Genomic DNA, 26323 nt, shown 5'->3' on the forward strand with positions numbered 1-26323 from the left:
GCCGCACGCCCTCCGTCATGCCGCAATCCGCACCTTCGTCCGCCTCGTCCCAATTGCCGCTCGCGCTCGTCAAAGCCGGTCAACGCTTCGCGTTCGACGGCACGCACGGTTCGTCCGATGCCCTGTTGATCGCGCGCTATAGCGAAGCGGCGCGCCTGCAGGCGGCGCAAGGGCGGCAACCGCTCATCGCCGTCGTCTGCGCCAGTGCCGTCGACGCCCAACGCCTCGCGCAAGAAATCCCCTGGTTCGCCCCGAACGCGCGCGTGCGGCTGCTGCCCGACTGGGAAACGCTGCCCTACGACACCTTTTCGCCGCACCAGGACCTCGTGTCGGAACGGCTCGCCACGCTGCACGATCTCGGCGAAGGACGCTGCGACATCTTGCTCGTCCCGGCCACGACCGCGCTTTATCGCATGCCGCCCGCCGCGTTCTTGGCCGCCTATACGTTCTCGTTCACGCAGGGCGAGCGGCTCGACGAAGCGAAGCTCAAAGCGCAATTGACGCTGGCCGGCTACGAGCACGTCAGCCAAGTCGTGCGCCCCGGCGAATATTGCGTGCGCGGCTCGCTGATCGACCTGTTTCCGATGGGCTCGCCGCTGCCGTATCGGCTGGATCTGTTCGACGACCAAGTCGATTCGATTCGCGCGTTCGACCCCGACACGCAGCGCAGCCTCTATCCGGTGCGCGAGGTGCGTCTGCTGCCCGGGCGCGAGTTCCCGTTCGACGAAGCGGCGCGCACGGCGTTTCGCAGCCGCTGGCGCGAAGTATTCGAAGGCGATCCGAGCCGCTCCTCGATCTATAAGGACATCGGCAACGGCGTGCCCTCGGCCGGCATCGAGTACTACCTGCCGCTGTTCTTCGACGAGACGGCCACCCTCTTCCACTACCTGCCCGAGGACGCACAGCTCACGTTCGTCGGCGATCTGGACGGCGCCATCCGCCGCTTCACGGCCGACACCAAGCAGCGCTACAACTTCCTATCGCACGATCGCGAACGCCCGATCCTCGAGCCGCAGCGTCTGTTTCTCTCCGACGAGGATTTCTACGCGCTCGCCAAACCGTTTGCCCGGCTAGTCTTGCCGGCGAACGGCGGCGGTGCGTGGGCGACGGCGCTGCCCACTCTTGCCATCGACCGTCACGCGGACGACCCTGTTCTCGCGCTGCGCCGCTATCTCGAGGACAGCGGGCGGCGCGTACTCGTGGCGGCCGAATCGGCGGGCCGGCGCGAGACCATCGCGCAGCTTCTGGCCGAACACGGCCTGCGCCCCGAATCGGTCGACAGCTTCGAAGATTGGCTCACGAGCGAGGCGGGCTTCACGCTCGGCGTCGCGCCTTTGACGAGCGGGTTCTCGCTGCCCGGCGAGGGCATGTCGATCGTCACCGAGACGGAGCTTTACGGCGCCCTCGCCCGCCGCGCGGGACGCCGCCGCCAGGAGCAGGCGAGCAGCGTCGATTCGATGGTGCGCGACCTCTCCGAATTGAAGGTCGGCGACCCCGTGGTGCATGCCCAGCACGGCATCGGCCGCTATATGGGCCTCGTCGCGATGGATCTCGGCGAAGGCGAAACCGAGTTCCTGCACCTCGAATACGCCGGCGACAGCAAGCTGTACGTGCCCGTCGCGCAACTGCACGTCATCTCGCGCTACAGCGGCGCCGATCCCGAAAGCGCCCCGCTGCACGCGCTCGGCTCCGGCCAGTGGGAAAAAGCCAAACGCAAGGCGGCGCAGCAAATCCGCGATACGGCCGCCGAGCTGCTCAATCTTTACGCGCGCCGGGCGGCGCGCGAAGGCCACGCATTCAAGCTCGAGCCGCGCGACTACGCGAAATTCGCGGAGAGCTTCGGCTTCGAGGAAACGCCCGACCAAGCCGCTGCGATCGCCGCCGTGATCGGCGATATGACGGCGGGCCGTCCGATGGATCGGCTCGTCTGCGGCGATGTCGGCTTCGGCAAGACCGAGGTCGCGCTGCGCGCCGCGTTCATCGCCGTGATGGCCGGCAAACAAGTCGCGCTGCTCTCGCCCACCACGCTTCTTGCCGAGCAGCATACGCAGACCTTCACCGATCGCTTTGCCGATTGGCCCGTGCGCATCGCCGAGCTGTCTCGCTTCAAATCGACGAAGGAGGTCAACGCGGCCGTGGCGCAAATCAACGACGGCTCGGTGGACATCGTCATCGGCACGCACAAGCTGCTCTCCTCCGACGTGCGCTTCAAGCGGCTCGGGCTCGTCATCATCGACGAAGAGCACCGGTTCGGCGTGCGCCAGAAGGAGGCGCTCAAAGCGCTGCGCGCAGAAGTGGACGTGCTCACCCTCACGGCCACGCCGATTCCCCGCACGCTAGGCATGGCGCTCGAAGGGCTGCGCGATTTCTCCGTCATCGCGACGGCGCCGCAAAAGCGGCTGGCGATCAAAACGTTCGTGCGCCGCGAGGAAGACGGCGTCATTCGCGAGGCCATGCTGCGCGAATTGAAGCGCGGCGGGCAAGTCTACTTCCTTCACAACGAAGTGGAGACGATCGAGAACCGCCGGGCGATGTTGGAGGCGCTCGTTCCCGAGGCGCGCATCGCCGTCGCCCACGGTCAGATGCACGAACGCGAATTGGAACGCGTGATGCGCGAGTTCGTCGCGCAGCGGGCCAACGTGTTGCTTTGCACGACCATCATCGAGACCGGTATCGACGTGCCGAGCTCGAACACGATCATCATTCATCGCGCCGACAAGTTCGGTCTCGCGCAGTTGCACCAGTTGCGCGGCCGCGTCGGGCGCTCGCACCACCAAGCCTATGCGTACCTGCTCGTGCACGATCCGCAAGGGCTCACGAAGCAGGCGCAGCGCCGGCTCGAGGCAATCCAGCAAATGGAGGAATTGGGCTCGGGCTTTTATCTCGCGATGCACGACCTCGAGATTCGCGGCACGGGCGAAGTGCTCGGCGACAAGCAATCGGGCGAAATTCACGAGATCGGCTTCCAGCTTTATTCGGACATGCTCGCCGATGCCGTGAAGGCGTTGAAGAACGGACGGGAGCCCGACCTCACGGCCCCGCTGGCCGCGACGACGGAAATCAACCTGCACGCGCCCGCGATCTTGCCGGCCGATTACTGCGGCGACGTGCAAGAGCGGCTGTCGATCTACAAGCGCCTCGCCAGTTGCGAGTCGAGCGATTCGATCGACGACATCCAGGAAGAGCTGATCGATCGTTTCGGCAAACTGCCTCCGCAGGCCCATGCGCTCGTCGAAACGCACCGGCTGCGGCTCGTGGCGAAACCGCTCGGCATCTCGAAGATCGACGCGGGCGAAGCCGCCATCAGCCTGCAATTCATCCCGAACCCGCCGATCGACGCGATGCGGATCATCGAGATGGTGCAAAAGCACAAGAACATCAAGCTCGCGGGGCAAGACAAGCTACGCATCGAAACGCGCAGCCCCGACCTCTCGGTGCGCCTCGCCACGGTCAAGGAGTCGTTGCGCGCGCTGGGCGCGCCGGCCCGGCAAGGTGCGGGAGCAACGGCGCGCTAGGCTGCCGCAATGGCGCAGTGCACAAACGAGAAGGTACCGCTCGGCGGGCCCTTCTCGTTTTTTTTCGGTATGATCGGAGCCACTCAAAGGCTGGAGCTTCGTCATGTCGCAGGCTGCTGAAACAGCACCGCTTTCCCCTCCTTCGTCTTCATCGGGGCCGGCATCGGCTCTTCCCGCCCACTCGGAACTCTCCCCGCTCGGCCTCACCTGGGTCCAACGGCTCGTCTCCATCGATACGACGAGCCGCACGCCGAACCTCGGTTTGATCGAAATGGTGCGCGACGCGCTCGCCGAACAAGGCATCGTCTCGACGCTCACGCACGATCACCGCGGCCAATGGGCCAACCTATTCGCCACGATCCCGGCTCACGACGGACAAACGAACGGCGGCGTGGTGCTGTCGGGACATACCGACGTCGTGCCCGTCGACGGCCAAGCGTGGGACAGCGATCCGTTCAAGCCCGAAGTGCGCGACGGGCGGCTCTATGGGCGCGGCACCTGCGACATGAAGGGTTTCATCGGCATGGCGCTCGGGCTCGTACCCGAGATGCGGGCGGCCAAGCTCGCCAAGCCGATCCATCTCGCGCTGTCGTTCGACGAGGAAATCGGCTGCGCCGGTGCGCCGTACATGATCGACGAGCTCATGGCGCGCGGTTTGAAGCCCGAAGGATGCATCGTGGGCGAGCCCACGAACATGCGTCCCATCGTGGCGCACAAGGGAATCAACGCGTATCGCTGTTGCGTGAGCGGCCACGCGGCCCATTCCTCGCTGACGCCCAAGGGACTCAATGCGATCGAGTACGCGGCGCGGCTCATTTGCCATATCCGCGACCTGGCCGATGCGATGCGCCGCGAAGGGCCGTTCGACGAACATTACGACGTACCGTTCACCACGGCTCAAACGAGCACCATCGAAGGCGGCAACGCGATCAACACCGTGCCCGCGCAATGCCGCTTCGCGTTCGAATTCCGCAACCTCCCCACGCTCGATCCCGAAGCGATCTTTGCGCGCATCGAACGCTACGCGCACGAAACGCTGTTGCCGCAAATGCGCCGCGAACATCCGGGCGCCGCGATCGAATTCACGAAAATCGCGTCGGCGCCGGGGCTCGATGCATCCGAACAAGCGGCGATCACGGCGCTCGTACGAGCGCTGACGGGCAATCGCGAAACGCGCAAGGTCGCCTACGGCACCGAGGCGGGACTGTTCGCACGAGTCGGCGTGCCGAGCATCGTGTGCGGCCCGGGCGACATCGAGCAAGCGCACAAGCCGAACGAGTACGTCGAACTCGCGCAACTCTCGGCTTGCGAAGCGTTCCTGCGTAAATTCATCCGCAGTATGTCGGTCGGCGCGCAGGCATAGCGCGCGCCGTGCTTCGAGCCATGTCCACCGCCATGCCGCAGCCCACGGACCGCACGATCGACGGGGAACCGATCCCCACGCTCGATGCCATCGCCTCGCAACATTTCGCGCTGACGCCGTGGGTACTGCGCACGCCCGTGTTCGAGCGGCACGACTTTCCGTCGCTCGAAGACACGTCGGTCAATTTCAAGTTCGAACTCCTGCAGGCGGCAGGCAGCTTCAAGGTACGCGGTACATTCACGAATCTGCTCGCGCTCGATGCCGCGCAGCGCAGCGTGGGCGTGACGAGCGTGTCGGGCGGCAATCACGCGGCGGCCGTGGCCTATGCGGCGATGCGGCTCGGCGTGAGCGCGAAGGTGGTGGTGCCGCGCACGACGAGCGCCTCGCGCCTTGCACTGTGTCAGCACTATCGCGCCGAAGTGGTCTTGGCCGATACGCCGGCCGAAGCCTTCGAACTCGTGCGTCGTATCGAAGCGGAGGAAGGCCGCTTCTTCGTGCATCCGTTCAACGGTTACCGGACCGTGCTCGGCACGGCCACGCTCGGTTACGAATGGGCCACGCAGACGCCGGATCTCGACGCCGTGATCGTCCCCATCGGCGGCGGCGGGCTCGCGGCGGGCGTGGCGACGGCCTTGCGTCTGGCCAATACGCGCGTGCATGTGTACGGCGTCGAACCCGAAGGCGCCGATGTCATGAGCAAGAGCTTCGCGGCCAACCATACCGTCAAGATGGGCACGATGCACACGATCGCCGATTCGCTTGCGGCGCCCCACACCGAGCAATACAGCTACGAATTGTGCCGGCGCCATATCGATCGCATCGTCACCGTGCCGGACGATGCATTGCGCGCCGCCATGCTCAAGTTGTTCAAGCGGCTGAAGGTCGCCGTGGAGCCGGCTTGCGCGGCACCGCTCGCCGCCTTGCTCGGCCCGCTGCGGGAAACGTTGCAAGGCAAGCGCGTCGGCGTGTTGCTCGGCGGCTCGAACACGGAGCCCAGCGCCTTCGCCGCGCAGGTTCAGGACGGCACGGCCTGAGCCGCGCGCCGCGATCGCCTGGCCAAGGTTATCCCCAGATTGTGTTGACAGACCTGTTGATAAGGTCGGAGCGGCCACGCTAAGCGGTTGTTCGCGCAACGATTTTTCTACGGTGCTTCATTTGCGTCAGGCAGCGCGTCAAAACGGCAATCCGAAGCGATCAGGTGCTCGGCTCGTCGCGATAAACCGCGATTCCCTCCATCGGGTCCATCGTCTCTTGCCACGGCGCGCGCTCGAGCATCCGGCGCGTGTCCTCGTATCCGGCCGCGCGGCGACGCGCGATGCCGGCCGGAGAGAAGTCGATGTCCTTGTGCAGGTCGTCGTTGCCGAAGCTGGGCGCATCGAGTTCGATGACGCGCATCGTCGTGCCGCAGCCCCAAGCGAGCAAATCGCGCACGGCCTGCGTGTCGCGTACCGGCTCGGCGATGTATTGCTCCAGCTCGCGAATGACATGGCGCAAACGGTGAATCTGCCGTTGCCGTTCGAGATGGCTTTGCGCACGGCTCGAGTATTGAATATCGCGTTGACGCACCATCGCTTCGACGATCGACTCGGGTTCACGTCCGCTCGCGGGCCACAGTTGAACGGCGAATATGACGGAGCTGCGGCGCGGCCGGTCGTCGAGCACGGCCTCGAGCGGCGTATTCGAATAAATGCCGCCGTCCCAATACGATTCGCCGTCGAGTTGTACCGAAGGAAACCCCGGAGGAAACGCGGCGGAAGCCATCACGTGCTCGACGGTGAGCCGCTCGTCGCGATTGGTGAAGTAGCGCATCCGCGCCTCGGCGACATGCACGGCGCCCACAGTCAATCGGACGTGCCGCGCATCGAGGTAGTCGAAATCGACGAGGCTATCGAGCGTCTCGCGCAATGGCTGTGTCGTATAGAACGCCGCGTGCTCGCGTCCGAGCGGCGTGTTCAGCGCCCACCACGCATAGGGCGACGGCGTGAAAAACGCGGGGATGCCTTGCAGAAAAATCGATGCGCGCCGCCACCAATCGTCGAAGGTGGGGAGCCATCCGGCAGTCGCGCCGCCGGCCGCCGCCACGCGGGACCAGAACTCGCGTAGCCGCGCCAATCGCGTCTCGGGCGGGTTGCCCGCGATGATCGCGCCGTTGACCGCACCGATCGACGTGCCGATCACCCAATCGGGCTCGATGCCCGCATCGTGCAAAGCCTCGTAGACGCCCGCTTGGTAGGCGCCGAGCGCCCCGCCCCCTTGCAGCACCAGCACGAGCTGGCCGGGGATACCGGCCCGCTCCGCGCGCTGCCGCGGCGCCTCGCCGGCGCCGCTCGCCACGTTTTCGTCCATCCGCCTCTCCGTGTCTCGGGTGAAGCCCTGTGTCCGACATACGCAAGCAAGCGGCCCTCGGATGCATCGGGCGTTACGGCCGGTTGTCCTCGAAGAGATTGAGGATCTGCTTTTGCTCTTGCTGCGTCACATCGGGCGGCGGCGCCGCCATTCCGGCCGGGCCGACGGAACCCACGGCCGCGCTGGCGTCGCTGGCACCACCGGCCAGCGCCGTTCCCGATTCCATGCCGATGCTCGCCACGAAGCCGTTACCGGGCACCTTGTCGGCCAGATAGACCTCGCCGTCGAGCGACACCACGTCCTGCGGCATCGGCATCGGCTGATCCGGTACCCCGCGCAACGCGCGGCCCATGTACTCGACCCAGATCGGCAGCGCGAGTTGGGCGCCGAACTCGCGGCTACCCAAGCTCTTGGGCTGATCGTAGCCCATCCAGGCCACGGCCACGAGCGTCGGTTGATAGCCCGCGAACCAACCGTCCTTCGCATCGTTCGTCGTACCGGTCTTGCCGGAAAGATCGGAGCGGTGCAACACGTTCGTACCCGCCCCCGTGCCGGAGGTGGCCACCGAATGCAGCAGGCTGTTCATCAGATAGGCGTTGCCGGCGCTGATCGAGCGAGGCGCGTCGCGGCCCGCTACGATCGGCTGCGCCTTCGAAATCGGCTGGCCGCGCGCGTCGTCCACCTCGGCGATCAAATACGGATTGACGCGATAGCCGCCGTTGGCGAAGACCGAATACGCCACCGCCGATTGCAACGGCGTAACGAGCCCGGCGCCCAGCGCCATCGGCAGATACGGCGGCGTCTTGTCGGCATCGAAGCCGAAGCGCTGCGTCACGTAGTCTTGCGCGTACTTGGTGCCGATGAACGACAAGATCCGGATCGAGACCAGGTTCTTCGACTTCTCCAGCGCGACGCGCATCGACATCGGCCCTTCGGGATGGTCGTCGTCCTTCGGCTCCCATGGTTGACCGCCCGGCGTGCTCGGCGGGAAGTACAGCGGGGCATCGTCGATGATCGTAGCCGGCGCGAGACCCTTTTCGATCGATGCCGAGTAGATGAACGGCTTGAAGCTCGAGCCCGGCTGACGCCACGCTTGCGTGACGTGGTTGAACTTGTTCTTGTTGAAGTCGAAGCCGCCCACGAGCGCGCGCACGGCGCCGTCCTGCGGCGCGAGCGAGACGAGCGCGCCTTCGACCTGCGGCAGTTGCGTGATTTGCCAGTTGCCCTTCGCGTCGGGCATCAAGCGCACGATCGAGCCCACGCGGATGCGTTGCGTTTGCGAGGCGCGCGAACCGAGCGCGAACGCGGCGAAGCGCAAACCTTCGCCGGTCACTTGCGCGGTGCCGCCGTCGACGAACTGCACGGTCACTTGCTTCGGGCTCGCCTCGGTCACGACGCCGGCGACGAGCTCGCCGTCGTCCGGGTGATCGGCCAATGCGTCGTCGATGGCCTCGTCGCGCTGATCGCCGGCCGCGGGCAACTCGACGAAACCTTCCGGCCCGCGATACCCGTGACGGCGCTCGTAGTCCATGACGCCCTTGCGCACGGCGCGATAGGCCGCGTCCTGATCGGCCGAGTCGATCGTCGTCGTGACCGACAAGCCGCGCGTGTAGGTCTCGTCCTTGTACTGCGCATACATCATCTGCCGCACCATCTCGGCGACGTATTCGGCATGCACGCTGTATTCGTTGCCGGCCAGCTTCGTGTGGATCGGCTCTTTCACGGCCTCGTCGTATTGCGGCTGCGTGATGTAGCCGAGCTCGAACATCCGCTTCAGGATGTAGGCCTGACGGATCTTGGCGCGCTTCGGATTGACGATGGGGTTATAGGCCGACGGCGCCTTGGGCAGCCCCGCAAGCATCGCGGCCTGCGCGAGCGTGATGTCCTTCAAGTCCTTGCCGAAGTACACGCGCGCCGCCGCGGCGAAGCCATAGGCACGCTCGCCCAGGTAAATCTGGTTCATGTACAGCTCGAGGATCTGATCCTTCGTCAGCGCGCGCTCGATCTTGTACGCGAGCATCATTTCGTAGATCTTGCGCGTGTACGTCTTCTCGCTCGAAAGGAAGAAGTTGCGCGCGACCTGCATCGTGATCGTGCTGGCGCCTTGCGAGGCGCCGCCATGCATCAAGTCGGCCGTGCCGGCCCGCAAAATGCCGAGGAAATCGACGCCGCCGTGCTCGTAGAATCGATAGTCCTCGATCGCGAGCACCGCCTTTTTCATGATGTCCGGGATGTCCTGGAACCGCACGAGGCTGCGCCGCTCCTCGCCGAATTCACCGATCAGCACGTGATCGGCCGTGTACACGCGCAACGGGACTTTCGGGCGATAGTCGGTCAGGGCATCGAGCGAAGGCAACTGCGGCGCCATGACGATCAGCGCGTAGCCCACGATCAGCGCGCCCACGACGGCGACCGTGGCCACGAGTCCGGCGAACGTCAGGGCAATGCGTGAGCCGAGGGAGCGGCGGCGGCTGTCGGGGGCTGATCGGGAAGGTTCTCGGTCGTCGACCGGACGGTCGGCGGAAGGCGGTCGTTTGATAATAGGCATGACGGCATGAATGGCGCGGCTCTCAGCGCCGGTCTCGCGCAGGCGGAGTCCGCTGCGCAACTCGTAGTAGTCGTGTGGTCGGCCGTATCCGGCTCAACCGCCGGGGACGGGCCAACTGCGCATTCTAATGAAATCGCCGGGACCGCATCGGAATTTTTTTGTAAGAATTAACCAAAACCGGCAGATTCGCCCGATAGCGGGAAGTTATCAACAGAAAATGTTGAAAGACCTGTGGAGAAAGTGCAGAAAAAGCGGCCAAGTCGTTGATCGAGCACGCAATACGCGGTCGCCCACGTTTTGAGGCAGCGCGCGGCTCTATGATGACAAGTCCCATCCACGCGAGCGCGCGTGCTAGAACGCATCGTGCTCGTCTTGCTAGCGAGCCGGCCATGAACGCACCCAGCAGCGAACGCCTCGTCGTCTTCGTCACGCCCGCGCAAAAGCGCGTGCTCGCGGCCCGCGCGCAGCGGATGGGCATTAGCTTGAGCGAGCTCGTGCGCCGCGCCGTGCTCGCTTTCGACGAGACGGGCGAGGAGGTTCGTGCGGCGGGGCTCGTCGATCGCCTGGGCCCGGCCAGTATCGCCCGGCGCGACGACCTCCTGCGGCGTCTGGCGCAAAGCGAGCCGGGCACCGCCCCTGCTGACCAGGGCGAATTTAAGCCGGTTTTAAAGAAGGCCTGATGTACTATCCGCGGGCGGCACAAAATAGGAAGCGATCGCGATGCCACTCTTGCAATCGGATCGCGCGCCCCGACATTCGGGCAGGCTACGCCGCGCCGCCCGACACAAGGCGGCGTAGCATGTAGACAATCGGGTACTTGCCGAACTGCCACACGCTCGCGCCCGGCGCCGAACTCATTTCACGGAGGTTTTCATGTCGTTGTTCGACTCTATTTCCCGTACCGTCAAAGGCTTGCTCAACGATGCGGCCGATTCCGTACAGGACCCCTCGCGCGACGCGCGTCAGATCGTGCGCGAGCTCGACGAGAGCATCGGGAAGGCAGAAAACGCGCTGATCGAAATCGAGGCGCAAGTGGCGATGCAGCAAAGCAAGCGCGACGCCGCGGCCGAAAAGGCCAAGAAATACGAAGACGGCGCCAAGCGCGCGCTGCAATCGGGTGATGAAGGGCTCGCGCGCGAGGCGCTGGCCGCCCAGGCGAACGCCGAAACGGAACGCGATGCGCTGACCAAGGAGCTCGCGACGCTCGAGCCGTCCGTCGATCAACTGAAGAGCCAGATCGCCGATATGCGTCAGCGTCGTAACGATCTGAACGCGCGCTCGAACATCCTTCAGGCGAAGCAAGAGATTTCGCAAGCGAAGGATGTCGCGGCCACCGCGCTCGGCGGTATCGGCGGTAAGAACTTGTCCGAGGATTTCCGCAAGCTCGAAGACAAGGTCGCGCTCTCGAACGCACGTTCCGACGCGCGGCTGAACTCGGCCGATACGTCGTCGGGCAAGGCGCTCGAGGACAAGCTGGCGGCGCTCGATCGCGGCCCCTCGGTCGAAGATCGCCTCGAAGCGCTGAAAAAGCAGATGAATTCCAATACGCCGGCGCAATGACGCACGGCGATGCGGGTGCGCGTGGGCGCGCCCGCTCGAACAGGTCGATGATGGTTATGGAGACGGGCGCTGCGCGCCCGGTTCGGTCTATGAAGACATTTTTCGCAGCCGTGGGCGCCGCCTTGCTGTTCGTCTCGAGCGCGGCTTTCGCCCTGCCGAGCGCCAGCGACGTCGAGCGCGCGATGGCGCAAGGTCGTTGGCAGCAAGCCGATACCGAGCTTTCGCAAGTGCTCGCGGCGCATCCGAACAATGCGCACGCGCATTATCTGTACGGACAGGTGCTCGCGAAAGAAGGCCGGTATGCGGACGCGCTCGCGCAAATCGAGCAGGCCAAAACGCTGGACCCGCAAATCCGCTTCGCGAGCCCGGGGCGCTTCGCGCAGGTCGAGGCAAGCATTCGTTCGATGGCGGGCCGCTCGAGCGCACCGACCTCACCGACCCTCAGCGGCGGCAATTCGATCGCCACCGCGTTGCCCTCGGCCCCCGCACCGGCTCATCGCGGTCCGTCGATGGGCATGTGGATCGGGTTGGCGGTTCTGATCGTCGCCGTCGTCTTGATTCTGCGCTGGACGCTGCGGCGTGCGCGTTCGAGCGAAGACGGCCGCGCCGGCGAAGAACGGCGCGCGCAACTGAAACGCGCCACCGAGTTGCTGAATGCAACGCGTTCGCTGAAGCTCGATGCGCGGCTATCGAGCGCTGCGGGCCATGAAACGCTGGCGAGCGAAATCGAAAACGTCGAGAACCAACTGCGCACGCTCGTTGAGTCGTTGTCGAACAACGGCAATCCGGTGCCCGCTTACCAGCTCGACGACCTCGCGCGGCAGCTCGAAAGCTTGCGCGCGCGCGCCGAAGGCCGCCCCGATCCGAACGCGCAGGCGCCCGCGGGATCCTCGGCTTACGCGCAAGAAGCCGAACGGCTGCAGCAACAGCAGGCCCAGCAACAGGCGCCTTACGGCATGCAGCAGCCCTATCCGCCGCAACAACAGCCGCCGATCGTCGTGCAACAAGGCGGCAGCGGTATGGGCGGGCTGCTCACGGGCGTGCTGCTCGGCGAGGCGCTCTCGTCGCACGGCCGCGATCGCGTGATCGAACGCGACGTCTATATCGACGAGGACGAAGCGCGCCGCCGGGCCGCGGAACGCGGCGACGCCGGCAATGTCGATTTCGGCCAGGGCTCGAACGACTGGAATGACGGCGACGGCGGCGGCAGCGATGGCGGCGTCGATTTCGGCAGCAACGATTCCGGTGGATGGAGCGATAGCTGAGCGTGAGCGGTTCGAGCAAGATCGGGCTGCGGGTAGCGATCGTCGGCAGCGGGTTCGCCGGTATCGGCATGGCCATTCGGCTGCGGCGCATGGGCGTGGCCTCGGTGACGGTCTACGAAGCGGCACCCGCGATCGGCGGCACTTGGCGTGACAACGCCTACCCGGGTGCCGCCTGCGATATTCCCTCGCACCTGTACTCGTTCTCGTTCGCGCCGAACCCGTCGTGGTCGCGCACGTTCGCCTCGCAGCAAGAGATTCTCGAGTACTTGCGGCGCTGCGCGCGGGAGCACGGCATCGAGCCGCTGATCCGTTGCAACGCGCGCGTCACCGCTGCCCGCTTCGACGACGCGGCGCGCATCTGGCGGCTCGACGTATCGACGAAGCGAGCAGCAAACGATACTTCCCCTACTCAGGAAACAGTTGAAGCGGACGTGGTCGTCGCGGCGAGCGGCCCGCTCTCGCGTCCGGCCTTGCCGGACATTGCCGGCATCGATCGTTTTCGCGGCAGGCTCTTTCACTCGGCGCGTTGGGACCACGACTATCCACTCGAAGGCAAGACCGTGGCCGTCATCGGCACCGGGGCGAGCGCCGTGCAGTTCATTCCGCATCTGCAACGGCACGTGGCGCAATTGCACGTTTTTCAGCGCACGCCGCCTTGGATCATGCCGCGGCCGGACCGGCCCATCGGGGAGCATGCCCGGCGTGCCTTTCGCCTCGTGCCGCTCGCGCAGCGGCTTGCGCGTTGGTCCATCTATTGGCGCCATGAGCTGCGCGCCCTCGCCTTCGTCGTCAATCCGGCATGGATGCAGGCGCCGATGCGCTTCGCGTCGAGCTATCTCGCGCGGCGCGTGAAAGATCCGGCGCTGCGCGCGAAGCTCACGCCCGACTACCTGCTCGGCTGCAAACGCGTGCTGCTTTCTAGCGATTACTATCCCGCGCTCACGCAACCGAACGTCGAAGTCGTCACCACGCCGATACGGGAAATCGTCGAAGACGGCCTCGTCACCGCCGACGGCCGCCATATCCGTGCCGACGCCATCGTCTGCGGCACCGGCTTCGAGGTAGCCGACGCAGGCGCGCCCTTCCCCATCGTCGGCGCCCACGGCGTCGAGCTCGACGCCCTCTGGCGCAGCGAAGGTCCTCAAGCCTATCTCGGCGCGGCCATCGCCGGCTTTCCGAACTTGTTCATGATGATCGGCCCCAACACCGGGCTCGGCCACAATTCGATGGTCTACATGATCGAGTCGCACATCGCTTACATCGCGAGTTGCCTGCGCACGATGAGCCGGCGCGGCGCGCGCACGATGCAGGTGCGCGAAGACGTGCAGCGCGCGTTCAACGAGCACTTGCAGGAAGCGTTTCGTAAGACGGTGTGGTCGAGCGGTTGCCGCAGTTGGTATCTGTCCAAGCGCGGCAGAAACACGGCCCTGTGGCCCGGTTTTACGTTCGCATTCCGGTGGCTCACGCGACGCGTGCGCGCCGGCGATTACCGGTTCGACCGATGAACCGGCGCCGCTTACCCGTCACGGCCGCGCATACCCGATTAGGCCTCGAATTCCCGCTCTAAAGCACGACAAGCGCTTGCGTTCGCCGACACAATAGCGAGCCGGTTCGGCACGATATCGACGTACGTTCGCTCGAGCACCACGGGTTCGAGCACAGGGAGAGAACCATGCAAGCCACGCCGTCTCGCGCCGCGTTGCCGCGGCGCTCCTGGCTCGAACGCTTGGGGATGATCAGCCTTAAGCGCGACGAGCTCGTTCGCCGTCATGGCCGTTCGAATTCGCGCTTCCTCTCGTTCATGGGCGCGCGTGTCCACTATCTGGACGAGGGCGCGAGCGCGGCCGGCGGCGCGCCCATCGTGTTGCTGCATGGATTCGGCGCGTCGCTCGATACATGGGACGGCGTGGCCGCGGATCTCGCGCGCGAGCATCGCGTGATCCGGGTCGATCTTCCGCCGTTCGGTATCACCGGCCCGCTGCGCTCGGCATCGGGGGAAATCGCCACGATGGACCTGCCCGCGTACCGGGCCTTCATCGATGCTTTCGTCGCGGCGCTAGGTATCGAAGAACGCGCGACCTTCGTCGGCAACTCCCTCGGCGGCCTCATCGCATGGGACTACGCGCTGCGTCATCCGAAGGGGGTCGATAAGCTCGTGCTCGTGGATGCGGCGGGCTTTCGCATGAGGGTGCCGAAACACATCGCACTGTTCACGCACCCGCTCGTACGGCTGACCGTGTCGCATTGCATGCCCGACGCATTCGTGACCGATGCGATTCGCTCGGTGTACGGCGATCCGGCCCAGCCCGATGCCGCCACGCTGCGCCGTTATGCCGATTTCTTTCACGGCGAGGGCACGCGCGAAGCCGTAGTCAAAATGGTGCCGACGCTCGATTTCGCCGCGCTCGACGTCGAAGCGCTGGCGCGCCTTCACGTGCCTACGCTCGTGCTATGGGGCGGCAAGGACCGTTGGATTCCGCTCGCGCATGCGAACGAGTTCGTCCGGCGCATTCGGGGCGCGCGCTCGGTGGTCTACCCCGAACTCGGTCATATCCCGATGGAGGAAGCCCCTGCGCGCGTCCTAGCGGATTTGCACGCGTTCTTCGAACGCACGACCGGCGCCGCGCTGGGCGTCGCCGGCTAACCCCGCGCGCCGAACAGCCCGGCGCCCGGCTGCGCGGACTCTCAGCCCGCCAATACGGGTTGAGCGCCGAACGGCTCGCGCGCGAGGCGCGATGCCGCGGTACGAGACGACTGCGCCGCATGCCCCTGCACATGGAAAGCCGCGACGGCGGCGTCCAGTTGCGCCGCTTGCTCTTGCAGCGAAGCGGCAGCCGCCGCGGCCTGTTCGACGAGCGCGGCGTTTTGCTGCGTGACCGAATCCATCTGCACGACAGCCAAATTGATCTGCTCGATGCCGGTCGATTGCTCGCCCGATGCCGCGCTGATCTTGCCGATGATGTCCGTCACGCGATGCACGGCGGCCACGACCTGATCCATCGTCTCACCGGCCCGGCCCACGAGCGCGCTACCGTTGTGAACCTTGTCGGCCGAGGCCGCGATCAGCGATTTGATTTCCTTGGCCGCGCTCGCACTGCGTTGCGCTAGGCTGCGCACCTCGCCCGCCACCACCGCGAAGCCCCGCCCTTGCTCGCCGGCACGCGCCGCTTCCACGGCCGCGTTCAACGCCAGGATGTTCGTCTGGAACGCGATGCCTTCGATGACGCCGATGATGTCGCCGATCTGATGCGAGCTCGACGCGATGTCCTCCATCGTGCGCACGACGTCGCCCACGACTTCCCCGCCGCGCGTGGCCGTATCGGACGCATCGCGCGCCAGGTCGCTTGCTTCGATCGCGTGCGCCGCGTTGAGCTTCACCGTCGCCGTCAACTGCTCCATGCTGGAAGCCGTCTCTTGCAGCGATGCCGCTTGCTGTTCGGTGCGCTGGGACAAATCGGCGTTACCGGTGGCAATTTCCCGGGCGCCGTGCATGATGGCTTCAGAGCCCGTACGCACACGTGAGACGGTTGCCACGAGCGCGGCCTGCATGCCTTGCAGCGCGACGAGCAAGCGTCCCATTTCGTTTTGCCGATCGACCGTGATCGAGCCCGTCAGATCGCCGGCCGCAATGCGCTCGAAATGCTTGATCACGACGCCGATGGGCCGCACGACGGCCGATAGCAGCGCCCCTCGCGCAATGAAGCCGATGATCAGCGCGAGCACGGCGATTGCCGCGCCGCCCGTGGCTAGGGCGTGAAAGGTCGATTGAGCCGCGGCGTAGCGCGCCTCTTGATGCGAGACTTGCAAGGCTTCGAGTTCGACGATCGCCTTCTCGTAACGCCCGTACAGTTCGTTCGCGGTTTGCCCCTGAATCGTGCGGAACGTGTTGAAGTCGTTCTGCTCGAGCGCCTGAAATTCCGGATTGATGGCCTGCTGCACGAGCGCGGTGCGTGCCGAGCCGACCGCATCGGCCAATCGGGACTCGTTTTCGTCACGCGGCTTGGCCAGGTAATCGCCCCATTGCGTATCGCTGTCCTTCAGGACGGCATGGGCTTTGGGCAGCAGATCGTCGCCCGCTTTCCCCATCGAAAACAGGGTCTCATAGCTGCCCAGCGCGAGCCGCACTTGCAGCATGCGCTCGGAGCTCGTCTTCAAATGGGTCAGCGCGGCCGTATCGATCGAATACATGTTCTTGAGCGCATCGTTGCTTTTTTGCAGCCCAAGCATGCCTGCGCCCATCGCCGCCATCAGGGCGAGCGTATAGCCCGCGATCGTGAGCGTCAGCCCCGCGCGAATAGTGAAACGTTTAAACATGGCATTGCCGCGCGCGCTCGACGAGCCGTCGCACGGTCCCCTCCGTGGTGGTGGTGAAGCGCGCACATGCGGCTCTCTGCGGAGCGTCGGATGGACCCGGCCTGCTGCGAGTGGTGTCTGATCGGGCGCGTCGTGCGTGCGAAGGTTCAGCCGAAATCTAAGCGTTTCCCGCCGATTGCGCAATGGCAAAAAGCACTATCGTCATACTATCGTCATCCCCACTCAAGTCGAGGCTCGGATCGTCCGTTAACACAAAGGAGAGCCTGTCGACACGAGCGGTCAAGCCTGGTTTTTACCGAGCGACGATCGCCCTTGCGCACACGTACAACGCGTAAGTCCCGCGTAAGCCCAATCGGATAGATATGGGCCGCGGCCGCCGTCGGATCGCGGCGACACACAATGAATGAAGCGCGCGGCAAAAACGAATTCGCGCGAAGGAGACAACATCATGCGTTTGACCTTGCGTCGGCCGGGCGCCGCGCGTTCGATCGTCGGAGATATCGCCGAACACGCCGGCAAGCTCGGCATCGAGATCTGCGACGTATCGGGTCATGTCGAGGAGGTCGCGAATCGCGTGGCCCAACAGGCGAACGTGTGCCGCGCCCTGCGCGAGTCGGCCTCGGTGACGATGCAAGGCAACCACCGGATCGCCCAGGCCGCGCAGCAAGTTCGCGTGGTCAGCCGCGAAGCGTCGAGCGCCGTCGAGCAATCGCGTCAAACGCTCGATGCCTCGTTGGCCGATATCCACGGCCTGGTCGAAGGCGTGACGAGCATCGCGACGCAGATCGAGGCGCTGCGCGAAGCGCTCGATCACGTCAGTACCGTCTCCGAGGAGATCTCGTTGATCGCGCGGCAAACTCATCTGCTCGCGATCAACGCGGCAATCGAAGCCGCCCGCGCCGGCGAATCGGGCAAGAGCTTCGCCGTCGTGGCGGCCGAGGTCAAGAATCTCTCGAGCAAAACCGCGCAAGCGACCGCTCAGATCGAGGCGACGCTCGCGCGGCTGACGCAACAAACGGAACAGCTCATCGCCGACGGCACCGAAAACACGGCGCGGGCCCATCGCGTCAAGGAAGGCTCGGCGACGATCGGCGGCATCGTCGAATCGACGGGCACCGCGATCAACCAACTGCACGAAGAAGCCGAGCAGATCGCCACGTTGACGGGGGAGATCGAAACGCAATGTCACCACCTCGAAGAACAGGTCGGCGACATGGCGACCGGCGTCGAGCATTCCAGCGCGAATTTCATGCAAGCGAAAGACCGGCTCTCCTCGCTGCTGTCGGTATCGGAGACGCTCATCGAGTTGACGGCGGCCACGGGCGTCGAGACACCCGACACGAGCTTCATCGCGGCCGCGCAGAACACCGCCGCGGCGATCGGCAAGCGCTTCGAACAAGCGCTCGCGCGCGGGGAAATCACCGAGGCGGCGCTGTTCGACGCGCAGTACGTGCCGATTCCGGGCACCGACCCGCGGCAGTTCATGACGCAGTTCACGGCGTTCACCGATCGCGCGTTGCCCGAGATCCAAGAGCCGCTGCTTGCGCTCGATGCGCGCGTGGCGTTTTGCGCGGCCGTGGACGTGCGCGGCTATCTGCCCACGCACAATCGAAAATTCTCGCAGGCGCAACGCCCGGGCGACGCGGTGTGGAACGCCGCCAACTGCCGCAATCGCCGCATGTTCGCCGATCGGACGGGGCTCGCGGCCGCGACGCACACCAAGCCGTTCCTGCTGCAGACGTATCGGCGCGATATGGGGGGCGGCGCGTACGCGATGATGAAAGATGCCTCCGCGCCGATCTACGTAAATGGCCGCCATTGGGGCGGCTTGAGGCTCGCCTATAAGAGCTGACGCACGCGCGGCGCGCGAAAATTCCCCCCGTGACGGCCGGCCCTTCGCTATCATGGCCGCGATGGCATGCGCCTTGCGCGATCCACGCGATTCGCATGCATTCCCGTCAAGCAAGGAGGAAGAACAATATGGGCATCGTCAAGGAATTCAGGGAGTTCGCCGTCAAGGGCAACGTGATGGATCTGGCCGTCGGCGTGATCATCGGCGGCGCATTCTCGACCATCGTCAATTCGATCGTCAAAGATCTCATCATGCCGATCGTCGGCACGGCCACCGGCGGCCTCGATTTCTCGAACAAGTTCATTCGGCTCGGCGATATCCCCCCGTCTTTCAAAGGGAACCCCGATTCGTTCAAAGACCTGCAAACGGCCGGCGTGGCCGTGTTCGGCTACGGCTCGTTCATCACGGCCGTCATCAACTTTCTGATCCTCGCCGTGATCGTATTCGGCATCGTCAAGCTCATGAATACGATGCGCAAGCGCGCTGAAGAAGCACCGGCGGCACCGCCTCCCACGCCGGAAGACGTGCTGCTCCTGCGCGAAATCCGCGACTCGCTCAAGCAACGATAGGCCGGGCCCCTCGCGCGCGCCGGCTAAGGGCCGGCTCGATGCAGCGCGCCGCTACCGCCCGAGCATTTTGTTGTCGGCCGCGCGTTGAATCAGCACCTCCAACTGCGCGAAATTGACGGGTTTGGTCAAATGCGCCGTAAATCCGGCGGCGAGGCAGCGGCGTATGTCTTCGTCCGATCCGTATCCCGTCAATGCGATGGCCGGTATCTGCGAATGCTGGCGCACCGCGCTGACGAAGTCGAGCCCGGTTCCATCGGGTAAGCCGACATCGCTGACGATCAAATCGAAGTGGCGGGCCCGGGTGGCCGCCAATGCCTCGGCCACCGATACCGCAACGGCCACATCGTGCCCGAGCGAGCTGATCAAGTGCGCCATGACATCGGCCGTATCCGCGTGATCCTCCACGAGCAAGATCGAAATGCGCTCTTTTCCCGCTGCCTGCGAGGACAGCGCCTCCACGGGCTCGTGCGCGGGCAAAGTCGTCGTCGGCAACGCGATCGTGAAGGTGGCGCCGCAATGCGGTCCCGGGCTACGCGCGCTCACGGTGCCGCCGTGCGCATCGGTCAATGCCTTGGTGATGGCCAGGCCCAAGCCGAGCCCGCCGAACTGCTGCGTCATTCGCTGGCTGCCCTGCTCGAACGCATTGAACAGTTTGCCGATCTGTTCGGGCGCGATGCCGATTCCGGTATCCTCGATTTCGATTTCGATGCGCATGCGCGAATCGCGCGTACGCACGTAGATGTGACCGCCGTCGGGCGTGAACTTCGCCGCGTTGCGCACGAGGTTCCATAGCATCTGCTGCAGCCGGGCCGGATCGGCGAGCACGTAGTGATTTTCGGCCCGCTTTTCCACGTGAACGTCGAGCGCCTTGACTTGAATCTCGGCGCGAAAGAGCTCTAGCACGCTATCGACGACGTCATGTACGTCGACCGTCTCGAGCGCGAGGCGCAGTTTGCCGTTCGCGACGCGAGTCAAGTCGAGCAAGTCGTCGATCAGCCTCGCCTCGAGTTCGATGTTGCGCCGTATCATCTTCACGCTCGATTGCGCCGCGGCCGGCAGATCGGGCATCGTCTCGAGCACGCGCGTGCCCGCGAGCACCGGCGTGAGCGGCGTGCGCAGTTCATGCGAGAGCATGGCGAGGAAACGATCCTTGGCGCGATTGGCCTCCTCGGCTGTCTGCCGGGCGCATTGCTCGGCCGCGAGCAAGCGTTCGCGCTCCTCCATGGCCTCGCGCTGCGATTGGATGTCGGTGCAACTCGCGAACCACTTGCCGACGCGCCCGTTCGCATCGCGCACGTCGGCAATACGCATGTCGAACCAGCGATAGGTGCCGTCGATCGCGCGCAGGCGCAACTCGTGCCGATACCCCGCACCGACCGCACCGCCCACGGCGGCGAGCCACGATTGGCGCAGCGCGTCGCGATCGTCGGGATGAACGGCGGCGAGCCAGCCAAGCCCGCGCGAAGCCGCCTCGTCGAGCCCCGTGTACGCGTACCACTGTTTGGAGAAGAAATCGCACTGGCCTTGTGCGTTGCTCGTGAAGACGAGGTGCGGCAACGCCTCGGACAAACTGCGGTAATGCGCCTCGCGATCGCGCAGCAATAGCGCCTCGGCGGACGCGCGCTGCAGCCGCACCTGCGTCAATACGCGCTCGACGGCCTCGGGTAAGTACTCCAAGTAGCCGCCCGACTTGGGCACGACGTCCGAGATCCCCGCGCGCAGCGCCTCGATGACACGCGATTCGTCGGTGAAGCCCGTCACGAGAATCGCGGGCAACGCAGTGCCTTCGTCGCGCAGGCGCCGAAAGAAGTCGAGCCCGGTTTCGGCGCTATCCAGTTGGTAGTCGAGCACGAGCAGATCGGGCGCATCGGCAGGCAACCGCTCATGCGCCGCTCTCGCGCTCGAATACGCGAACACGCGGCAGCCCGCGCGTTCGAGCGACTTGCGCGCAAGCCGCAAAATGCCCTCGTCGTCGTCGACGATCAGCACGCGGGCGGACTCTTGGCGAGAAACGTCGGTCATTACAGGTTTATGAGTTCGTTCGGCGCCGCGCGCGGCGCGTCAAGTCATCCGCAAGGGTTGCTCGGGCAAGGTCACGTAAAAGGTCGAGCCGGCCCCCTCCGTCGATTCGACCCACGCGCGGCCCCCGTGCCGCTCGGTCACGCGGCGCACGAGCGCGAGGCCGATGCCGTCGCCCTTGGCCCGATCGCCATGCAACCGTTGAAATGCACTGAACATTTTCGGCATGCAGGCATCGGGAATCCCAAGACCGTTGTCGCGCACGAAATATGTACGCATTCTAGGCGCTCGCTCGCCACTTTCGCGCGGGGCCTGATCGAGGGTACCGATTTCAATGCGGCCGGCGCGCGACGTGTCGAGATAGTTCACGGCGTTGCCGATCAGATTGGCGAAGATCTGTTCGATCGCCGTGGGATCGCCCCATACCGGCGGCAGTTCGCCGACGGACACGGTCACACCGCGTTCGGCGATGGCTTGGTGCAGCGATTCGACGACACGCGCCACCGCGCGGGCGACGCTCACGCGCTGCCATTGATATTCGAGGCGCCCCGCGCGCGAAATGCGCAGCAGCGCATCGATGATCGATGCCGAGCGGGCTACCGCTGTGCGCAAAAAGTGCAAGGCTTCGCTCAGATTGCCGTCGAGCACGCTCGTGATGCGCGTCCGTTCGGCTTCGGGCAAGCGCGCCGCATCGAGCATCGAACGCAGCTCTTCGCAAGAAACCTGCAGTTCGCGCGAGAACCCTTGCAGGTTCACGAGCGGCGAGCGCAGATCGTGCGACACGCTATAGATGAACATGTCGTTGTCTTGCTTTTGCTGACGCAGGTTATCGTTCACCTGGGTCAACTCCTGCGCGCGCGACTCGAGCGTGGCCTGCAGCGCGGCCTGGTCGTGCTCCGACTCGGTGAGCAACACGCTCGTCCGGTGCAGCGCCGCATCGAGATCGGCGAGCTCGTCGTTGCCCACGAGCGGCGGACCCAGCGCCTGCGCGCGGCCGAGCCGTTGCGCATTGGCCGTGAGCGTACGCAGGCGGCGCCCGATGTTGCCCGCAAAGGCCAGCGCCGCGATGGCCCAGATCAGCATCGAGCCCGCGATCGCCGCGATGAGCGCGTCGCGTTGCTGCTCGCGCGTTGCCGCCAACTGCGCGCTACGCTCGCCGTCGAGCCGCGATTCGTCGGCAATGAATGCGCCCAGCTCATCGCGAAAGGCGGCGATCGCCGGCGGCAGCGGCGTATCGTCGAACGAAGCGGGGACGACGTTCTTGCCTTCTCGTAGCGAAGCGTAGGCCTGTTCGGTTTGCGCGCGGAACGCATCCACGGCCTCGCGCATACGCCGTACGCGCTCCACTTGGAGGGGATCGTCCGCCACGAGCTTTTCGAGACGCGTCAGGCGATCGCGCAAGTCGACCCACACGACCTGGTGATCGACGAAGGAGGCATCACCGAGGATCAGGCCCGAGCGTACGCGCGCGGCCTCGCGCAAAAGCGGATCGACGATGACCGATGCTTCGTAGAGCACCTGTTTGCTGTGGGACGCCCATTGCGCCGCCTGTGTCGCTTGCTCTTGCGTTTTCGACAACATGCCGACGAGCGCGAGCTCGACCAAGCTCGGCACGGCAATCAGCAGCAGCCCCTTCGTGAATAGTTTCATGCGTCCTTGGCGGCCCCCCTCTCGAGTCGCGTGCCTTCGCGCTGGCGCGGCACGGCGCTTGCGTTGCAACGACGTGCAACAGTGAAACCGAACCATTATCCGTGCTGTTCCGAGATATTTCAACGGACGATATAGAGGCGCGTGTGCGCACAGAAGTTGGCATTTTTTATGAGTTAGGTCAGCACTTCGGCGAAACTCGGGCCTATTATTGCCATAGATGTCGAGTTCGATGCGACGCACGCCATGCACGGCTTCGACATGACTGCCTACGAACGCTGCGAATATGGCCGAAAGGTTGTTCGGTCGTGAATGCGACGATTTCGTATGCTATAAAAGATCGGACGTGCGGCGCGCGAGAGCCGGGAGTGGTCGCATGAGGACGCTGTGTTTCTTGCAACTCTTTTTCAGGCGAATGTTTATGTCCTTCCCGAGAAAGCGCAGGCGCGCGAGTGCGGACAGCAAAGAATCGTTTCTCGCCGTCCTGCGCCAGTTCAAGCCCTTTGTTCAGCTCGATACGAAAATCGCCCGCGCGCGCGCGCAGGACGAGCCCGTGCTCTATGAGCACGCGCTACCGGGCCTCGACGTCCTGCTGTGTACCGTGCGCGGCGCACAGCCGCCCTATCCCGATGTCGACGAACTGCGGCGCCGGTGCATCGAATCGATCGCCAACGCGCTCGAACAGCCGCTCGAGGGCCTCGAGAACGGCGGGTATTGGTACGAGACCAACGGGTTCGGCTTCCTGGTGTTCGCGAGCCGCGCGCGCGCGAAGATCTTGCCCGAATTCGGCGCGGGCGCCGTCGCCCGCGGCACGCGCAAACAGAACGCCGGCGACGCGGCACCGCGCTCGTTGCGCTGACGGTTCGCGCGCGGTGCGTGTCGGAACCGTTATCGCTCGCGCGGGGCCGGCCTCGCTTGCGGCCGCACGATGTCGATAAATGCCGCCAAATCGCCTTGGCCGAGCCCCATCGCCGCGCCCAGGCGCAGCACCTGTTGAACCGCGCCCACGACAGGCATCACGGCACCGGTCGAGCGCGCGGCATCGGCCACCGTGTCGATATCCTTCTGAAACGTTCTTAGCGAACCGAGCGGCGCATGACCTCGCTCGGTCATCCGCGGCACGAACGTCTGAAGCAGGACCGAGTCGGCCCAGCCGCCCGCCAACGCCTGCGTAAGCCGCGAAGCATCGATGCCCGCTGCTTGCGCGAGCCCCACGGCTTCGGCAATCCCCGCCACGGTCGCGCAGACGATAGCCTGGTTGCACAGCTTCGTCATCTGCCCCGCCCCCGCCTCGCCCATATGCGTGACGCGCGCGGCATAGCTGCGGATGACGGGCTCCAATTGCGCGATATCCGCTGCGTCCCCACCGGCCATGACGGCGAGCGTACCGGCCTGCGCGCCAGGCACCCCGCCCGAGACCGGCGCGTCGATCCAGCCGATGCCGCGGCGCGCCGCCCGCGCCGCATACCGCCGCGTGGCGTCGGGTGCGATGCTCGAATGGTCGACGATCCAACGCACCGTGCCTGCATCGGCCGCCGCGTCGCCCAGCAATCCGGCAGGCCCGAAGACGACCTCCTCGACCGCTTGCGTATCCGACACGCACAGAAACACCGCCTCGCTGTGCGCCCGCAGGTCGCCGGGGGTATCCGCTACGCGCGCGCCGTCGGCGGCGAGCGCCTGCGCCTTGGCGCGGGTGCGGTTCCACACCCACACGGCGTGCCCGGCGTGCAGCAGATGCCGGATCATCGGCGCCCCCATGAGACCCGGTCCGCAAAATCCTATATCCATCGATGTTTTCCCTCGCGATGAAGATGATGCCTGTCACGGCACCGAAGGGCCGAGCCCTCGACAGCGCGCGGCGATCGGCATGCTCGAGCGTCGTTGCCTATACTGGTCTTTCCATTCTCGCCGAGAAACGGAGAACACTGATGAACGACCACGTCTACAAGTACATTGAACTGACCGGTTCGTCGACCAAGTCTTGCGACGACGCGGTGCGATGCGCGATCGAGCGCGCCTCTAAGACACTGCGCAATTTGAACTGGTTCGAGGTCACGGAAACGCGCGGGCACATCGAAAACGGCACCGTCGTGCACTGGCAGGTCACGCTCAAACTGGGCATGAGGCTGGAGGATTGAAAACGGGCGGGCGGGCGCGCGCGCCGCCCGCTCGGATGCGTCAGTGCGGCAGTGCGTCAGTGCGTCAGTGCGGCAGCGTGCCGTCCACGCCTTCGACGTACCAATTCAGACGTTGCAATTCGGCGTCGGTGAGCGTCTTGCCCGCGGCGACCTTGACCGCACCGGTCTGATCTTTGATCGGGCCGGTGAAGACGTCGCGTTTGCCGCTCGCGATCGCGCTGTGCGCGCTCTTTTCGTCGGCCAGCGCCCCGGCGGGCACGGTCGTGCTCAGGTCTTCGAGATCGACGGCCTGCTGCGGCAGCCCCCACCACACGGGGTCATTCTTCCACTTGCCGTCGAGCACCTGTTGAATCGCGGCTCGATAGTAGACGCCCCAGTGCGCCACCACCGAACCGAGCGCCGCGTCGGGTCCGAACTTCTTCATATCCGAGTCCCAGCCGAACGCATGCACGTGCTTCTCTTGCGCGGTCGCGAGCGTCGCGCTCGAATCCGTGTTCTGCAAGAGCACGTCGGCGCCCTGGCTGATCAGCGTTTCGGCCGCTTGCTTTTCCTTGCCCGGATCGAACCAGCTATTGATCCAGATGACCTTCGTATGCACCTTCGGGTTCACCGAACGCGCGCCGAGCGTGTACGCGTTGATGTTGCGCACCACTTCGGGGATCGGCACCGACGCGACGAACCCGAGCGTGTTCGTCTTCGTCATGTGGCCCGCAACGATGCCGGCGAGATAAGCGCCTTGGTACATGCGCACGTCATAGGTGCCGAAGTTCTTGCCCTTCTTGTAGCCCGTCGCATGCAGGAAGACCGTATCGGGGAAGTCCTTCGCGACCTTCAGTTCGAAGTCCTGATAACCGAAGCTCGTTCCGAAGATGATCTTGTTGCCCTTGCTGGCGAGATCGCGGAACACGCGCTCGGAATCGGCCGACTCGGGCACGTCCTCGACGCGCGTGATCTTGATCTTCTTGCCGAACTGCGCTTCGGCCTCTTTCGAACCTTGATCGTGCGCATAGGTCCAGCCGGCATCGCCCGGGTTGCCCAAATACACGAACGCGACGCCGGGTGCGTCGGCCGCCCGCGCGGCGGGCGCGAGTGCCGCGCCCAATGCGAGCGCGGCACCGGCGGCCAGCGAGGTCAAGGTCTTTCTTTTCATTGAGCTTCTCCAGTGGTGTGGGGTGAAACGGTCGATC

General features: G+C 65.1%; 19 protein-coding genes. 12 read left to right on the forward strand and 7 right to left on the reverse strand.

Features of this window, described 5'->3' with window-relative positions; all coding sequences use genetic code 11:
• Positions 1-17: 17 nt before the first annotated feature.
• The 3 genes from mfd (at position 18) to C0Z18_RS00225 (ending at position 5912) form a co-directional block, all read left to right on the forward strand.
• Positions 18-3515 (forward strand): transcription-repair coupling factor, encoded by a 3498-nt coding sequence (gene mfd / locus C0Z18_RS00215; RefSeq protein WP_102643361.1) that lies wholly within the window; start codon positions 18-20, stop codon positions 3513-3515.
• A 103-nt stretch (positions 3516-3618) separates the two neighbouring features.
• Positions 3619-4878: an acetylornithine deacetylase gene (argE, locus tag C0Z18_RS00220; protein ID WP_102643362.1), complete on the forward strand. Its 1260-nt coding sequence runs from the start codon at positions 3619-3621 to the stop codon at positions 4876-4878.
• A 20-nt stretch (positions 4879-4898) separates the two neighbouring features.
• Positions 4899-5912, forward strand: coding sequence for a pyridoxal-phosphate dependent enzyme (locus C0Z18_RS00225; RefSeq protein WP_102643363.1), 1014 nt, complete (start codon positions 4899-4901; stop codon positions 5910-5912).
• Between the two features lie 160 nt (positions 5913-6072).
• Here the strand turns inward: C0Z18_RS00225 and C0Z18_RS00230 are convergent, their stop codons facing one another.
• Together C0Z18_RS00230 and C0Z18_RS00235 are read right to left on the reverse strand one after the other, a co-directional pair.
• Positions 6073-7224: a patatin-like phospholipase family protein gene (locus C0Z18_RS00230; protein WP_102643364.1), complete on the reverse strand. Its 1152-nt coding sequence runs from the start codon at positions 7222-7224 to the stop codon at positions 6073-6075.
• Between the two features lie 73 nt (positions 7225-7297).
• Positions 7298-9772, reverse strand: a complete 2475-nt coding sequence (locus C0Z18_RS00235) for a penicillin-binding protein 1A (RefSeq protein ID WP_102643659.1) — start codon at positions 9770-9772, stop codon at positions 7298-7300.
• 389 nt (positions 9773-10161) lie between these two features.
• On the opposite strand from C0Z18_RS00235, the gene C0Z18_RS00240 reads away from it, so the two are divergent.
• The 5 genes from C0Z18_RS00240 (at position 10162) to C0Z18_RS00260 (ending at position 15241) form a co-directional block, all read left to right on the forward strand.
• Positions 10162-10452: a hypothetical protein gene (locus C0Z18_RS00240; RefSeq protein ID WP_102643365.1), complete on the forward strand. Its 291-nt coding sequence runs from the start codon at positions 10162-10164 to the stop codon at positions 10450-10452.
• Positions 10453-10645: 193 nt separating this feature from the next.
• Positions 10646-11332, forward strand: coding sequence for a PspA/IM30 family protein (locus tag C0Z18_RS00245; protein ID WP_102643366.1), 687 nt, complete (start codon positions 10646-10648; stop codon positions 11330-11332).
• 89 nt (positions 11333-11421) lie between these two features.
• Entirely contained in the window at positions 11422-12597 is a 1176-nt protein-coding gene (locus tag C0Z18_RS00250; RefSeq protein WP_102643367.1) for a tetratricopeptide repeat protein, read from the forward strand.
• A gap of 2 nt (positions 12598-12599) precedes the next feature.
• Complete coding sequence (locus C0Z18_RS00255) at positions 12600-14102, forward strand: flavin-containing monooxygenase (RefSeq protein ID WP_233216762.1); 1503 nt, start codon at positions 12600-12602, stop codon at positions 14100-14102.
• 167 nt (positions 14103-14269) lie between these two features.
• Positions 14270-15241: an alpha/beta fold hydrolase gene (locus C0Z18_RS00260; RefSeq protein ID WP_102643368.1), complete on the forward strand. Its 972-nt coding sequence runs from the start codon at positions 14270-14272 to the stop codon at positions 15239-15241.
• Between the two features lie 41 nt (positions 15242-15282).
• On the opposite strand, the gene C0Z18_RS00265 is transcribed toward C0Z18_RS00260, so the two are convergent.
• A complete protein-coding gene (locus C0Z18_RS00265; protein ID WP_102643369.1) occupies positions 15283-16911 on the reverse strand; it encodes a methyl-accepting chemotaxis protein in 1629 nt (542 codons plus the stop codon).
• Positions 16912-17359: 448 nt separating this feature from the next.
• Between C0Z18_RS00265 and C0Z18_RS00270 the strand changes: the two genes are divergently transcribed.
• Together C0Z18_RS00270 and mscL are read left to right on the forward strand one after the other, a co-directional pair.
• Positions 17360-18763, forward strand: coding sequence for a methyl-accepting chemotaxis protein (locus C0Z18_RS00270; protein WP_102643661.1), 1404 nt, complete (start codon positions 17360-17362; stop codon positions 18761-18763).
• 128 nt (positions 18764-18891) lie between these two features.
• A complete protein-coding gene (gene mscL, locus C0Z18_RS00275) occupies positions 18892-19332 on the forward strand; it encodes a large conductance mechanosensitive channel protein MscL (RefSeq protein WP_102643370.1) in 441 nt (146 codons plus the stop codon).
• Between the two features lie 51 nt (positions 19333-19383).
• Here mscL and C0Z18_RS00280 read toward each other — a convergent pair whose 3' ends face one another.
• Complete coding sequence (locus C0Z18_RS00280; RefSeq protein ID WP_102643371.1) at positions 19384-21354, reverse strand: hybrid sensor histidine kinase/response regulator; 1971 nt, start codon at positions 21352-21354, stop codon at positions 19384-19386.
• Between the two features lie 39 nt (positions 21355-21393).
• Positions 21394-23001, reverse strand: a complete 1608-nt coding sequence (locus tag C0Z18_RS00285) for a sensor histidine kinase (RefSeq protein WP_102643372.1) — start codon at positions 22999-23001, stop codon at positions 21394-21396.
• A 373-nt stretch (positions 23002-23374) separates the two neighbouring features.
• On the opposite strand from C0Z18_RS00285, the gene C0Z18_RS00290 reads away from it, so the two are divergent.
• Entirely contained in the window at positions 23375-23857 is a 483-nt protein-coding gene (locus C0Z18_RS00290; protein WP_102643662.1) for a hypothetical protein, read from the forward strand.
• Positions 23858-23886: 29 nt separating this feature from the next.
• Here C0Z18_RS00290 and C0Z18_RS00295 read toward each other — a convergent pair whose 3' ends face one another.
• Complete coding sequence (locus C0Z18_RS00295; protein ID WP_102643373.1) at positions 23887-24786, reverse strand: NAD(P)-dependent oxidoreductase; 900 nt, start codon at positions 24784-24786, stop codon at positions 23887-23889.
• A gap of 140 nt (positions 24787-24926) precedes the next feature.
• On the opposite strand from C0Z18_RS00295, the gene C0Z18_RS00300 reads away from it, so the two are divergent.
• Positions 24927-25136 (forward strand): dodecin, encoded by a 210-nt coding sequence (locus tag C0Z18_RS00300; RefSeq protein WP_102643663.1) that lies wholly within the window; start codon positions 24927-24929, stop codon positions 25134-25136.
• Between the two features lie 64 nt (positions 25137-25200).
• On the opposite strand, the gene C0Z18_RS00305 is transcribed toward C0Z18_RS00300, so the two are convergent.
• Entirely contained in the window at positions 25201-26286 is a 1086-nt protein-coding gene (locus C0Z18_RS00305) for a BMP family ABC transporter substrate-binding protein (RefSeq protein WP_102643374.1), read from the reverse strand.
• Positions 26287-26323: the final 37 nt, after the last annotated feature.

Source organism: Trinickia dabaoshanensis (assembly GCF_002879885.1).
Lineage (GTDB): Bacteria > Pseudomonadota > Gammaproteobacteria > Burkholderiales > Burkholderiaceae > Trinickia > Trinickia dabaoshanensis.

Excerpts from the sequence above, each read along its gene's own strand:
- C0Z18_RS00305 (WP_102643374.1), bottom strand. The coding sequence starts at position 26,286 with ATGAAAAGAAAGACCTTGACCTCGCTGGCCGCCGGTGCCGCGCTCGCA.
- C0Z18_RS00280 (WP_102643371.1), bottom strand. The coding sequence starts at position 21,354 with ATGACCGACGTTTCTCGCCAAGAGTCCGCCCGCGTGCTGATCGTCGAC.
- argE (WP_102643362.1), top strand. The coding sequence starts at position 3,619 with ATGTCGCAGGCTGCTGAAACAGCACCGCTTTCCCCTCCTTCGTCTTCA.
- C0Z18_RS00230 (WP_102643364.1), bottom strand. The coding sequence starts at position 7,224 with ATGGACGAAAACGTGGCGAGCGGCGCCGGCGAGGCGCCGCGGCAGCGC.
- C0Z18_RS00235 (WP_102643659.1), bottom strand. The coding sequence starts at position 9,772 with ATGCCTATTATCAAACGACCGCCTTCCGCCGACCGTCCGGTCGACGAC.
- C0Z18_RS00295 (WP_102643373.1), bottom strand. The coding sequence starts at position 24,786 with ATGGATATAGGATTTTGCGGACCGGGTCTCATGGGGGCGCCGATGATC.
- C0Z18_RS00265 (WP_102643369.1), bottom strand. The coding sequence starts at position 16,911 with ATGTTTAAACGTTTCACTATTCGCGCGGGGCTGACGCTCACGATCGCG.
- mscL (WP_102643370.1), top strand. The coding sequence starts at position 18,892 with ATGGGCATCGTCAAGGAATTCAGGGAGTTCGCCGTCAAGGGCAACGTG.
- C0Z18_RS00260 (WP_102643368.1), top strand. The coding sequence starts at position 14,270 with ATGCAAGCCACGCCGTCTCGCGCCGCGTTGCCGCGGCGCTCCTGGCTC.
- C0Z18_RS00240 (WP_102643365.1), top strand. The coding sequence starts at position 10,162 with ATGAACGCACCCAGCAGCGAACGCCTCGTCGTCTTCGTCACGCCCGCG.
- mfd (WP_102643361.1), top strand. The coding sequence starts at position 18 with ATGCCGCAATCCGCACCTTCGTCCGCCTCGTCCCAATTGCCGCTCGCG.
- C0Z18_RS00290 (WP_102643662.1), top strand. The coding sequence starts at position 23,375 with ATGAGGACGCTGTGTTTCTTGCAACTCTTTTTCAGGCGAATGTTTATG.
- C0Z18_RS00300 (WP_102643663.1), top strand. The coding sequence starts at position 24,927 with ATGAACGACCACGTCTACAAGTACATTGAACTGACCGGTTCGTCGACC.
- C0Z18_RS00270 (WP_102643661.1), top strand. The coding sequence starts at position 17,360 with ATGCGTTTGACCTTGCGTCGGCCGGGCGCCGCGCGTTCGATCGTCGGA.
- C0Z18_RS00285 (WP_102643372.1), bottom strand. The coding sequence starts at position 23,001 with ATGAAACTATTCACGAAGGGGCTGCTGCTGATTGCCGTGCCGAGCTTG.
- C0Z18_RS00225 (WP_102643363.1), top strand. The coding sequence starts at position 4,899 with ATGTCCACCGCCATGCCGCAGCCCACGGACCGCACGATCGACGGGGAA.
- C0Z18_RS00250 (WP_102643367.1), top strand. The coding sequence starts at position 11,422 with ATGAAGACATTTTTCGCAGCCGTGGGCGCCGCCTTGCTGTTCGTCTCG.
- C0Z18_RS00245 (WP_102643366.1), top strand. The coding sequence starts at position 10,646 with ATGTCGTTGTTCGACTCTATTTCCCGTACCGTCAAAGGCTTGCTCAAC.